Source organism: Sphaerospermopsis aphanizomenoides BCCUSP55 (assembly GCF_001586785.1).
GTDB classification, from domain to species: domain Bacteria; phylum Cyanobacteriota; class Cyanobacteriia; order Cyanobacteriales; family Nostocaceae; genus Sphaerospermopsis_A; species Sphaerospermopsis_A aphanizomenoides_A.
This window is the reverse complement of sequence record NZ_LUFH02000015.1, coordinates 14,280-26,472: the sequence shown is the minus strand read 5'-3', so window position 1 is coordinate 26,472 and position 12,193 is coordinate 14,280. Positions and strand designations below refer to the sequence as shown.

11 protein-coding genes are annotated in these 12,193 nt (G+C 36.8%); 2 read left to right on the top strand and 9 right to left on the bottom strand.

All coding sequences use genetic code 11. The features are described 5' to 3' along the window. The first annotated feature begins 64 nt into the window (after window positions 1–64). The gene (locus tag A0J48_RS05845; protein ID WP_200321221.1) at window positions 65–748 is read left to right on the top strand and encodes a tetratricopeptide repeat protein; all 684 of its coding nucleotides are present in this window, start codon (window positions 65–67) and stop codon (window positions 746–748) included. A 139-nt stretch (window positions 749–887) separates the two neighbouring features. On the opposite strand, the gene A0J48_RS05840 is transcribed toward A0J48_RS05845, so the two are convergent. From A0J48_RS05840 to A0J48_RS05810, 7 genes are all read right to left on the bottom strand, one after another. Next, window positions 888–2,561: an NAD+ synthase gene (locus tag A0J48_RS05840; protein WP_200321219.1), complete on the bottom strand. Its 1,674-nt coding sequence runs from the start codon at window positions 2,559–2,561 to the stop codon at window positions 888–890. A gap of 61 nt (window positions 2,562–2,622) precedes the next feature. Continuing rightward, window positions 2,623–2,985: a four helix bundle protein gene (locus tag A0J48_RS05835; protein ID WP_200321218.1), complete on the bottom strand. Its 363-nt coding sequence runs from the start codon at window positions 2,983–2,985 to the stop codon at window positions 2,623–2,625. Window positions 2,986–3,061: 76 nt separating this feature from the next. Further along, window positions 3,062–3,808 (bottom strand): NUDIX hydrolase, encoded by a 747-nt coding sequence (locus tag A0J48_RS05830; protein ID WP_200321216.1) that lies wholly within the window; start codon window positions 3,806–3,808, stop codon window positions 3,062–3,064. Beyond that, window positions 3,809–4,372, bottom strand: coding sequence for a nicotinate-nucleotide adenylyltransferase (locus A0J48_RS05825; RefSeq protein ID WP_200321214.1), 564 nt, complete (start codon window positions 4,370–4,372; stop codon window positions 3,809–3,811). A 205-nt stretch (window positions 4,373–4,577) separates the two neighbouring features. After that, window positions 4,578–5,954, bottom strand: a complete 1,377-nt coding sequence (locus tag A0J48_RS05820) for a nicotinate phosphoribosyltransferase (protein WP_200321212.1) — start codon at window positions 5,952–5,954, stop codon at window positions 4,578–4,580. Between the two features lie 333 nt (window positions 5,955–6,287). Next, window positions 6,288–8,042 carry a PAS domain-containing hybrid sensor histidine kinase/response regulator gene (locus A0J48_RS05815; protein ID WP_200321210.1) on the bottom strand — a complete coding sequence of 585 codons (1,755 nt, stop codon included), beginning with the start codon at window positions 8,040–8,042 and terminating at the stop codon, window positions 6,288–6,290. A 26-nt stretch (window positions 8,043–8,068) separates the two neighbouring features. Further along, window positions 8,069–8,674 carry a cysteine hydrolase family protein gene (locus tag A0J48_RS05810; RefSeq protein ID WP_200321208.1) on the bottom strand — a complete coding sequence of 202 codons (606 nt, stop codon included), beginning with the start codon at window positions 8,672–8,674 and terminating at the stop codon, window positions 8,069–8,071. A gap of 888 nt (window positions 8,675–9,562) precedes the next feature. On the opposite strand from A0J48_RS05810, the gene A0J48_RS05805 reads away from it, so the two are divergent. After that, on the top strand, window positions 9,563–9,715 hold the full coding sequence (locus A0J48_RS05805) for a nicotinate phosphoribosyltransferase (RefSeq protein WP_200321206.1): 153 nt from the start codon (window positions 9,563–9,565) through the stop codon (window positions 9,713–9,715). A 221-nt stretch (window positions 9,716–9,936) separates the two neighbouring features. On the opposite strand, the gene A0J48_RS05800 is transcribed toward A0J48_RS05805, so the two are convergent. Both A0J48_RS05800 and A0J48_RS05795 read right to left on the bottom strand, forming a co-directional pair. After that, the gene (locus A0J48_RS05800; protein ID WP_200321204.1) at window positions 9,937–11,352 is read right to left on the bottom strand and encodes an LCP family protein; all 1,416 of its coding nucleotides are present in this window, start codon (window positions 11,350–11,352) and stop codon (window positions 9,937–9,939) included. A 392-nt stretch (window positions 11,353–11,744) separates the two neighbouring features. Further along, on the bottom strand, window positions 11,745–12,107 hold the full coding sequence (locus tag A0J48_RS05795; protein WP_411841119.1) for a hypothetical protein: 363 nt from the start codon (window positions 12,105–12,107) through the stop codon (window positions 11,745–11,747). Between the last annotated feature and the right edge of the window lie 86 nt (window positions 12,108–12,193).

Here is a 12,193-nt window from a genome sequence, read left to right as displayed (position 1 = left end):
CAAATTTCAAAATTTTTGTTTTAATGTGTAAACAAAAACTTAACTAAAATTTAAGGAATTTATTGTGTATAAACGGACATCTTTTTTAGTGACTGTTTTATTATTAGGAAGCTTCGTGACTACCACTCCTTTGGTAGCCAGGGGTGAAGAAGTATTAGTTGCTCAAGCCAGCAACCCCAGGTTAAAGGATCTGCTAGAAGAAGGACGGAGGCTTGTAGATGCAGGGGATTATAATGGGGCGATCGCTGTTTATCAGGAAGCAGGAAGATTAGATCCTAGAAATGCCAAAATTCATTCGGGGATTGGCTATTTATATGCTCAACAAGGTAACTTTCAATTGGCCTTAGCCTCCTACCGGCGAGCGATCGCTATTGACCCCAATAATAGTGATTTTTATTACGCCGTAGGTTACATTAAAGGTAACGTAGGAGACACTAACGGAGCGAAAGAAGCTTATCGGCGTGCTATTCAGTTAAACCGTAATAATTTTAATGCCTATTTAGGTTTAGGTGTCACCCAAACTTCTTTGGGAGACTACGAATCAGCTATGTGGGCTTACGAACAAGCTATAAACTTAGATAGAAATAATCCCCGCACCTATGAGTTAATGGGTTCAATGTTTAAACAAAGACGACAAACTCAACAGGCCAGCAATGTATTAAGAAAAGCCCTGAATTTATATCGTAGTAGTAATGATTCAGAAGGTGCAGATCGGGTAGAAGCCATGCTGCGAGAAATAGGTGGTTAATTGATGAAGGTGTGATTAAAGTATGGTGTGCAGGAGTTTAAGGGTGTAGGGTGTAGGGTGTAGGGAAAGAAGAAAAAAACTGAATTCTTGCTACTGACAAATAACAAATGACAAATGAAAAATGCCCAATAACTACTAACTACTGACTACTAACTGCTTTAGCAATAGGCATTCTCCAACCAGTACCAAAAGCACGATCAGTAATTTTCAGTCCTGGGGGTGCTTGTCGGCGTTTAAATTCGGCAATAGAAACCATTTTCAACACTCGATTGACTATAGCTGAATCATGTCCTGCGGCAACTATTTGTTCTGCTGATTGGTGGTCATGAATCAGACGTTTTAAAATATCATCTAATATTTCATAAGCAGGAAGAGAATCTTGATCAACTTGACCTGGTTTTAGTTCTGCACTTGGCGCTTTTGTAATGATATTTTGGGGAATAATTTCCCTATTGCTATGAGCATTTAACCAATTACAAAGAGAATAAACACGAGTTTTAGGGACATCTGCAATTACCGCTAAACCGCCATTCATATCACCATAGAGAGTGCAGTAACCAACTGCCATTTCTGATTTATTTCCTGTTGATAAAAGCAGATGGCCAAATTTATTGGCTATGGCCATTAATAAATTACCTCTAATGCGGGATTGAATATTTTCTTCCGCAATACCAAACTCTGTTCCTGAAAATAAATCAACTAAAGTATTGTCAAAACCTGCCATCAATTCCCCAATAGGTAAAGTATGGGTTTTAATTCCCAAATTATCCGCCAATGCCAAAGCATCACTAATAGAATGTTCAGAACTATAGGGAGAAGGCATTAAAATACCCAACACATTATCCTTCCCTAATGCAGCGGTAGCAATAGCCGCGACTAAAGCCGAATCAACACCACCACTTAAACCTAAAACTACTTGAGAAAAACGACATTTATTAACATAATCTCGCACACCCAAAACCAAAGCGTGCCAAATTTCCTCATCTTCTGATTCATAAACTGGGGAAACAGAACTCAATTGTAAATCTCGTTGTGTTTCCTCAAATTCCACAATTAAGAAATCGGTGTCAAAGCCTTTAGCACGACAAATAATTTCTCCTTGCCGATTCAAAGCAAAACTGCGTCCATCAAAAATTAAATCATCATTGCCACCAATTTGATTGGTATAAATTAAAGGTTGTTGAAAATTTACGGCACTATGTTTTAACATTGCTTCCCGTAAATTCTGCTTACCAACGGTGTAAGGTGAAGCCGATAAATTGACAATTAAATCTACACCTAAAATTGATAAATCAGCAATAGGGTTAATGGCATAACTGCGTTTACCCCAAAATTCTTCATCATTCCATAAATCTTCACAAATTGTCACACCAATATTGATATCGTTCAAGGAAAAATAATTAGCTTGTAACCCAGGCTCAAAATATCGTTTTTCATCAAATACATCGTAAGTTGGTAATAGTCGCTTGTGAAAATACTGCTGAATTTTTCCTGCTTCTAACAAAGCAATGCTGTTAAATAAAGTTTTACCACCAGTAATATGTGCATCAGAATTTTTGACAACAGTTCCCACTAATACAGCTAAATTAGGTGGTAAATCCTGAGCTAATTTTTTTAATGTGATATCCATTGCTTTCACAAAACTAGGATTGAGTAATAAATCCCGTGGTGGATATCCACATAAAGAAAGTTCTGGTGTTAATAATAAACGTACACCTGATGATGCTGCCTGTTTTGCTGTTTCCAGGATTTTTTGGGCATTACCAGACAAGTCACCAATGATAGGATTAAGTTGAGCAATTGCAATTTTCATATAAAAAGGGAATAGGGAATAGGGAATAGGGAATAGGGAATAGGGAATAGGAAAATTATTTTTATTGTTCTAATTTTTTTATTAAAGCAATAATCATCCTAGTTTCTTCCTGAAGATTTTGAAAAATTAAATCTATATCCTTAACATCACATAATCCAACTCTTTCTGATAAAATAAGATGTGTTTGTAATTCATTAATCGAACCTTGAGCTATATTTAGGAATCTGATATATTCACCAGTAGTTCTTCTACCATAACCTTCGGCAATATTAGCTGGAATAGAAGCGGATGAGCGTCTGATTTGTTGAACCATACCATAAAGTTCTTCCTTGGGAAAATTTTTGGTTAGGAAATAGCATTTCTCAGCTATATCCATACCTTTCTGCCAAATTTGTAAATCTTTAAAATCTTTAATCTCTGACATTTTTTATTTTCTCCATGCGAATCAAATAATATTATATTCCCTATTCCCTATTCCCTATTCCCTATTCCCTATTCCCTTAAATAAACACTAATGGTTTATCTTTGAACGGTGCAAAAGCTGCCGCATCAAATTTATACAAACTAGCGGGACGACCTGCACCTCTTGATACTTTAATTCCGGTATCGGATAGAAAACCTAGTTTGAGTAGACGCGCTCGAAAATTAGAATAATCGGAAAAGTTTTCCCCTAAAACTGTAGTGTATAACTGATACAAATCATTGAGAGTAAAGGTTTCGGGTAAAACTTCAAAAGCTACAGGACTGTACTCCAATTTATTTTTCAGTCTTCTGTGTCCATAGGTGATAATTTCATTATGGTCAAATGCTAATTGAGGGATTTGTTTAACTGGATACCAAGCAATACCAGCAACTTTATCAGCAATTAATTCTGCTTCTTCAAATCTAACTAAAGCAAAATAACTGACTGATAAATAACGCACTCCATAACTATCAGTTTTTTCTCGTGGATCACGATTTGGCCCACCAAAAGTATAGAGTTGTTCTAGATAGAGATTATTGACCTTGATTTTTTCTGCCATAATGCGATAAGCAGCATCTTCTAAAGATTCTCCTTGACGTACTAAAGTACCGGGAAGACTCCAAGAATTTAAAAATGGTTCTTGCTGTCGCATTACTAATAAAACTAACAGCCGATTTTGGGCAGTATCTACAGAAAAAATTACATTATCTACACCGACTTTGAAATCAGCTAACGGTTGTTGATGATTCAGATTGGGATTTTTTTTATGGTTGTGTGCTGGCATTTAAACGTACAAATGCTCTCGATGAATATAAGCGACAACAGGGGGTGTGAGAGTTTCGGGATCTTTTTGTTCACGAAAAGCTGTGGAAGAGACATCCAAACCAGTTAAACTGGCGATCGCAATTTTTCCTCCTAACTGTCTCACTCCCTCCAAACTAGAATTATCTATGACATAACCTGGACGGGGAATTACCAGTAGTTGCACTTGTTTGAGCAAATCTTCAATATGATACCAACGGGGTAGCTGAGTCAGCAAATCTGAACCAATTACCAAAGTATATTCAGCATCTTCTCCCCAACGTAATTTGGCTTTTTTGACAGTTTCCAAAGTTCGCCAACTGCTCAAATCTTGCTCTAAAGTAATATTATCTTTAGGCGCTTCTATGTCTGTAATTAGTAGTTGTAACATAGCAGCCCGATGAGCTAAAAGAGTTTGCTGAGATTTAAAAGGATTATCAGCAGCCCAAACAGCAACCCAATCAAAATCTTCAGATAACCATTTGAGAATTTTTTGATGTCCAGCAGTCGGTGGATCAGCACTTGTACCAAATAAAGCGATGTTCATAAGAATAGGAGTTCAGGAAATAGGTGATAGTTATGAATTGATAATTGATAATTGATAATTGACAATAGTTTCATTCCAGGTTTAAAACCTCTCTTAGAAAGGAGAAGAAATCAAACAATTCTTATCGCCCATTCCTCCCACTTCTGGGGAAAGGTAATTGTCAATTGTCAATTATTAATTGTCCATTGTTTAACTGCGTTCATAATTAGTATTTTGATTTCGTCTCGTCAGTCAAATTCTGCAACATTTCCGAAATCTCCACATTTACAGAAATCGGATTTTCTAATCTTCTTGCTTCCTCTGATAAACTCGCCACAGAATTAGCAGTTCGCTGACGAATTGTTGTTAAACTTTCCGGTGGTTGTAATTGTTTACCCTCTTTCATTACCAACTGTAATAAAGGTTTTTCTTCACCAAAACTTTCAGCCAATAAACCTAATTTATCTGCTTGTAACTTACCTCCTTTAAAAGTACGAAAAATTTGCTTCTGCCCTGGATAAGTAAACTTACCACTAGACATTTTCATCACGGGAATGCCATCAATATCCACTAATTTATAAACTCCATTCACAGGAGAACCTGTAACTAATTTTGTGCCTAAACCATAACCATCAATTTCCGCACCTGCTGTTTTTAGTCGTTGTATTTCCCATTCATCTAAATCACCACTAGCGAAAATTGCAACTTCTGGAAGGAGCGATCGCACTTGTTTTGATAAACTAACTAAATCTCCAGAATCTAAACGCACCCCCGTTAATTTCATTTCTCCCGTTCTGACTTTCAAAGCCAACCTTTGAGCCGCAGTCACAGTATCATAAGTATCAATTAATAACGGCGCACCAGGAAAATATTGATGAAAAGCTGTAAAAGCTTGTTCTTCACTTCCTTCTAAAGCTGACAAAGCCATGACTAAAGCGTGTGCCATAGTACCACTTGGTTTTTCACCTAGCTGTAGTGCTGCTAACACATTGGAAGTTGCATCTAAACCACCAGCCAAAGCCGCCCTCGCCGCCCATAAAGACCCTTGGGGACTAAAAGCCCTGCGTGTGCCAAATTCTAAAAGAGTTGCTTTTTCCCCCGCAATATCACGTAATCTAGCTGCTTTTGTAGCGATTAAAGTTTGATAATTAATAGTATTGAGAAGATAGGTTTCTACTAACTGTGCTTGCCATAAAGGTGCTTCAATTCTTAACAATGGCTCATTGGCGAATACCGCAGTACCTTCTGGTACAGCCCACACATCTCCAGTAAAAGTTCCTTCAGCTAGTAATGACCAGAAACGCTCAGGTGCATGAGTAAAAATTCCTGTTCTCTGTAAAGCAGCTATTTGGGCAGAATTAAACCGGAATTTCGCCAAATATTCCACAGCTTGCGCCAAACCCATTGCTATTAAATAGCCAAAACCTTCAGGTAAGCGCCTGACAAATAACTCAAAGCTGGCTCGTTTTTGTTCTATCCCCTCACCTGTGTAACAAGCTGCCATTGTCAGCTGGTAAAGATCCGTCAGCAAGCTGTAATCTTCTTGACTGACAGTCAATTCTGGGTTTTGGTAGCCATAGCCCACATCCATACAAGTGGTCATATAACTCTAGCCTTAGCAAAAGTGCTTTCTTTAATTATGGTACTTTTTACCATAATTTATGTCAAGCCTTGAGCGTAAAATGGCGAAAAATGCCTTGTAAGCCTAGATTTACAAGCCAATAATATTTTGAAGGTAAGTAAGTTAATATTTTTTAATAGTTATTTCTTATCTAACTATGGTCAGGTTACTTGGAAAATTTTGGATTTGGGATTTACGTTAGCGAAGCGTACGCAGCGCAGCGATTATTTTTCTGTCCTGAAAAACCAGATTCTATACCCCAAATTTTTTAATCTAAAATCTAAAATCTCAAATCTAAAATCTCAAATCTAAAATCTAAAATTCCTGGTCAGACAGCAATTGTTGAATTGTCTCTGCTAAAAATTTCATTCTGACAGGTTTGGTTAAGTATTCATTTGCTCCAGCACTGAAACATTTAGCACGATCATCTGGCATCGCCAATGCAGTTAAAGCAATAATAGGAATATGATTCAAATGAGGAAAAGTACGAATCTGGCGAATTGCTTCCAGTCCGTCCATAATTGGCATTTGAATATCCATCAAAATTAAATTTGGCTGTGCGGTTTGAGCTAGAGAAACTGCTTCTGCTCCATTTTGAGCCAAAATTAGCTTATAACCCCGGTTTTCTAAATAAAAAGCAATGGTACTTATATTTGCTTCATTATCCTCTGCAATTAAAATCAAAGGAGATTGAGAATCCTGGTTGAGAGTTGATGTCATGCTTGCAGACTGTTGCTTAACCTTGAGTGGAGGGGATGGGATATTTTGCCGTGGTGCTTTTAAGTAGGGTAAACGGACTGTAAAACAACTTCCTTTACCCAGTTCACTAGTTAATGTAATTGTACCACCATGCATTTTAGTTATGCTGTTAACTAAGGCTAATCCTAATCCTGTACCGTTATATTTACGGTTCAGTTTACTATCAATCTGAACAAAAGGCTGAAATAATTTCGGTAAATCTTCTGGTGCTATACCTATTCCTGTATCAGTAATGGAAAAACAAAGAAATTCCTGCTGGTGGTCGAAGTTATAATCACTGTTAGAGGTAGTAAAATGAGGTTCTTTCAGTGTCTCCTCGTATGTCTGATTTAACCCTTCTTCCCTATCCACAATTAACTTAATCCGACCCCCTTCAGGCGTAAATTTAACAGCATTATTGAGTAAATTAATTAAAACCTGACGCATACGCCTTTCGTCCACCATAATATCAGGTAAGTCAAGAGGGATATCTAGACTGAGTTTCAGATTTTTTTTAATCGCTTGTTGTTTAACAAAAGTGAGACTGAATTCACACAGATGTTTACAATTAACAGGAGTTAATTCTAACTCTAACTTGCCCGATTCAACTTTGGAGAGTTCCAGAATATCGTTAATCAATTCCAGCAGATGTTTACCACTACGTTCTATTGTACAAATTACTGATTTTTGGCTTTCATTCAATGTTCCATAAACTTCATCCATCAATGCTTCTGAAATTCCTAAAATCGCATTTAATGGAGTACGTAATTCATGGCTCATATTTGCTAAAAACTCATCCTTGAGGCGAGTAGCACGATCTAATTCGGCATTAGTAATCATTAATTTATCATTAGTAAATGCCATTTTTTCTCTCATTTTTTTTTCTTTTAATAATGCTTGATTAGTTGCTACTTCTGCTTTTTTGCGTTGAGTAATATCGACCAATGTGCCAGATAAATAATTGAGCGAATTAAATCTACCAGACAATTGTATCCACACTATCATTCCTTGCTGATGATAAAATCTCAATTCTTGGCTCACATTTATATTTAAACCTTGATTATCTTTATGATTGATTAAGTGTAAATATTTTTCCTTATCTTCTGGATGAATAAAATCAACAAATTCTAAACCAATTGAATCAGAAAAGCTATAACCAAAAATTTCCGTCCATGCCTGATTGACAAATATAATTTTTTGGTCTTGATCAATTGTAAAAACTATTGCTTGTAGGTTCTCAACTAAATCACGATATCTTTTTTCTGATTCCGACAATTTTTCAATTAAACGATATTGTATTTGGGTGTGTAACTCGATTTGTTCATATTCCATATTCTTTAATGTTGTAGATGGCAAAATTAGCATAATTGTAAATCTATCAACAGTTGTGAAGATGTAGAAACTTGGGCATATAGTGGAAATATTTGGCTAGTATAAAATTCGTGTTCAAATATGGTTCTAGAAGAAGTACAATCAGAAAGAATTTGCACTTGATAACCTTGCTCATGAGCATAACGTCCTGTAGAATCAATACAAATAGAAGTCACCGTACCTGCTAATATGACGTTAGTAATGTTCTTACTTTTGAGTACACTATCAAGGTCTGTATTGGAAAAAGCATTAAGACCTCTTTTACCAGGAATTTCTAGAATTCGATCTTCAAATTCCCTGAACTCGGCAATCATTTCTGCTCCTTTAGTTCCCTGTCGAAAAGCTTTCATCTCTTTAATCGTTTTGAGAATTCCTACAGGCTCAAATAACTCACTATAGTCAGGAGTAAAAAAAATAGGAGTTGTAATTATCAAAATCGGAGTAGCTATTATTTTTCTGAGTAAATTAACTGTATTGTTGACAACATCATTAGCTTGGGATGATTCTTCAATCACAGAATATAAAATACCATCCCGATCAAAATAGTCATTCTGAAAACCTATTAAAATTAATGCGCTTTGACTGATATTCATAATGTAAATTATCCTTAAAAAATGCAAAAATAAACTCAGCAATAATAAAAACTTTCGTCAACCCTCTTAACTTTGTGTGCTTTGCGTTCTTTGCGGTAATGCCTCCGGTTGTCAGGGATACATTCATATCAAGCCTTCAACTTACACATTTGGGATACTCCCGGATATTAGGAGAGTAATGTCAAGACTTATGAGTCAAAAATAAGGAATAAAAAGTTTGATAAAGCTGTAAATTATCAATATAGTAAGTTTGGGTGTAACCATTGAATAGATGACTGCTATTTTGGCAAAATTGTTATATCTACAATTTTGACGATTACACGAGGATAAGTCAATTTTATAGATTAAATATTAATCATGTAAATGTGATATTTACCATTATATTGACAAGTTAGCCCAAGTGAATATACTGAATGGGTTAATGAGAAAATTACGGTTACTCAAAATATAAGGTTTCCGTGTTCACCTACGGAACATATCACGGGCAACAGATCAAGTTAATTGCCGCTCATCGTTAAGTTTTGAATTGTCTAGGAATCTGCTTGGATGACTGTACCGAGCTTTACAAAAATATATAGCTGTAGCCAGGATAATTAGGACATTAAGGCAGGAAATAGGGAATAGGGTTTTAGAGGATTTGGATGTACGGAGTTTTGTATGGCTACGCCACGCAAGCTATCAATAATCAAATATTATTCCGATAGGAGTCCTATAGTATTTCTATACATATTAAGTAGTAGAAGTATGAGATTTGTTGAAGAAATGCAAATAAATACTAATAAAGATTGCATATATTAGAAATATATTGCGAATATGAGCAAGTAATAAATATCAGGATTAAAGTATAGATATGAAAGATAAAAGGCATAAAAAAGGAGTCAAAAGATTATGGCTATCACTAAAATGCTTGCTAGTATGATTCAATTTCTTTCTGAAGCCTTCATGCGTATTTTTAGCCCTACAGATGATGCCTATCCTGTAATTGGTTTTCAACCTTTTACTGGTATTCCCTATAAGAGAGGTAAGGCTGCATCTTGGTAGATATTACTTTAAAAAACTTCACATCAGGAGAAGTAATAACGATAAAGGCGTGAGAACAAATTTCACGCCTTTTTGTTAATAGGGAATAGGTGAAAGGTGACAGGTGACAGGTGACAGGTGACAGGGAAGAAAATTTTAGATTTTAGATTGAAGTTGCTCAAAACAATCCAAAATCTAAAATCCAAAATCCAAAATTCAAAATTAAGAACACCCAGCACCCTCTACCTAGTTCCGGCTTCAAACAAGGCTTTGTTATCTAACCAATCTTTACCCACCTGAATACTAATATCTGAACCGATATTACCAGTGCTTTCTACTCGCACTTCACCAAATCCTAGGGTATTACGAATTGATTCGGCACTTTCGGTATCTCCTTGTTGGGCGACAATGTGGGTAATTTCTAAAGGTTCACCCCAGGGTTTAGAGATAAAGATATTGCGATATCCGGCTTTTTCCAAAGCTGTAATCAGGGGACGGATTTGAGAGCGATCGCCACCTGTGCTATCTTGAATTGCCACACGCAATCTAGCCGGATCTATAATTTCGGTGTCTAATAATTCTGATTCTAGACCAAAATTCTGAACCATTAATTTCTGAATTGCTCGTTTTTGTGGTATCCAATAACTAGCATCATATTCGCCATTCTCACTAAAACGACCAGGCAGCATTAACATCTGCATATTGGAACGATTAGTTCGAGAACCAAAACCAACTAATGCAACTAATTCTTCAACGGTTAAGTTAGTGTCAATATTATCTTTAACTACATTCAGAATTTGGGGTAATTGCGTTAAAGTTGTGGGATTGAGACTTTGTTCAATCAAAGCACGCAATACCATTTGCTGACGTTGAATTCTACCTATATCCCCTAACTCATCATGGCGAAAGCGCAGCAGTTGTAGAGCCTGTTCACCTTTAAGATGCTGTTTACCTGCCTTTAAATTAATATATAAATGTTGTGAGTCATCCTGATATTTCATGTCTTTGGGAACATAGACTGTTACCCCACCCAAAGCATCTATCAGCTTGGCAACTCCCAGGACATTAATGCGGACATAACGATCTATTCCCACCCCACCCAAAAGATTACTGACTGTTTTAGCAGTTAAAGCAGGACCACCATCAACATTGGCGGCGTTAATTTTTTTGACTCCAAACCCTTCAACCTCTGTGCGAGTATCTCTGGGAACAGAAAGCATAACTATTTTTTTTGTCTCTGGATCAAATTTGATCAAGAGCATCACATCAGCAAGACCGTCAAAAGAGTTGATTTGGGGGAGATACTTGAGTTCTTTGGTTTCACTAGGCGGGTTTTGGACATCTGGTGGCAGTACACTCATGCCCATAACTAAGATATTGACAGGGCGAGTTAATTGGGAAAATTGAAACCCATTTCCAGAAATGCGATCGCCATCAAAAACTGCTGCATCCTGTGGACTTAGCTGCGCCTGTTGCAAAGGCGTACTATCCCAAGAAACTGCTAACAAAGCCCCTGCCATACCTGACACCATTGCAATCCCACCCATACCCACCGCAAACCATAACCAGCGCCCTGATTTAGATTTGCGAGGCTTTTTGCCTCGGATTTTGGTTTTTGCTGATTTATTATCTTCTGCTGATGTTCTTTGACTAGTCACAAATTCCCTCACACTGACTGATAGAATACCGTAAATTTGCCGAATCAATATATATTTTATGTAGACAAATCAGACTATGATAGACTAATCCTCATTAATAGTGCTGATTTTTCTGCTCTTGGGAACTACAAAACCTTTACCCGGATTTCTCTTAATTTATTGTTAATCCGGAGAAGTTGCTAGAGTAGGGCAATCATAAACCAGATTTGATCATATTTAACTCATGTAGGAGTTGAGGGTGTGGGGTGTAGGGTGTAGGGTGTAGGGTGTAGGGTGTAGGGTGTAGGGGGAAATTTTAATTCTTTCTTCTTACTCCTGGAACTACTGAACTACTGAACTACTGAACTACTGAACTACTGAACTACTGAACTCCTATTCCCGAAGGGAGCAACTTACTTGAGTATGCGTTCGGCAAAATTGCTCAATCCTTGTAAACGGTAAGATTTTCCTTGGATGATACGAACCATTAACCAAATGTTGACCAGAAAGTAACCAGATGTGAAAAAACTGTTAAGAATTAACAACCTCATTGCCAGAAAATCGGAAGTAGTTGCCCCAGAAGCTAACAAACTATAGCCTAACATCCATATAAAGCCCAAAGTAATCGACAGACGACTCACAGCTAGTTGTTCCCGGCTACCCTGACCATGATAGAGAGTCCAGAGGGATGGAAAAAAGCCGAACACAGGAATCAAGTATAAAAGTAGCAGTCTTCTAGAGGCTGTCTTGTCTTGAGGATGTGGGTAATTATCCATTGGTGGTAGATTGTGCATTATGGCTGGTCTGTTTATAAACTAGAGGAATGAAAGAGACTGATATAGTTAGAGATAATAGTCTGTAA

Bases quoted from the DNA above. Each gene is read 5' to 3' on its own strand.
- A0J48_RS05795 (WP_411841119.1), bottom strand. From the start codon at position 12,107: ATGGATAATTACCCACATCCTCAAGACAAGACAGCCTCTAGAAGACTG.
- A0J48_RS05820 (WP_200321212.1), bottom strand. From the start codon at position 5,954: ATGACCACTTGTATGGATGTGGGCTATGGCTACCAAAACCCAGAATTG.
- A0J48_RS05810 (WP_200321208.1), bottom strand. From the start codon at position 8,674: ATGAATATCAGTCAAAGCGCATTAATTTTAATAGGTTTTCAGAATGAC.
- A0J48_RS05815 (WP_200321210.1), bottom strand. From the start codon at position 8,042: ATGGAATATGAACAAATCGAGTTACACACCCAAATACAATATCGTTTA.
- A0J48_RS05830 (WP_200321216.1), bottom strand. From the start codon at position 3,808: ATGCCAGCACACAACCATAAAAAAAATCCCAATCTGAATCATCAACAA.
- A0J48_RS05805 (WP_200321206.1), top strand. From the start codon at position 9,563: ATGGCTATCACTAAAATGCTTGCTAGTATGATTCAATTTCTTTCTGAA.
- A0J48_RS05840 (WP_200321219.1), bottom strand. From the start codon at position 2,561: ATGAAAATTGCAATTGCTCAACTTAATCCTATCATTGGTGACTTGTCT.
- A0J48_RS05835 (WP_200321218.1), bottom strand. From the start codon at position 2,985: ATGTCAGAGATTAAAGATTTTAAAGATTTACAAATTTGGCAGAAAGGT.
- A0J48_RS05825 (WP_200321214.1), bottom strand. From the start codon at position 4,372: ATGAACATCGCTTTATTTGGTACAAGTGCTGATCCACCGACTGCTGGA.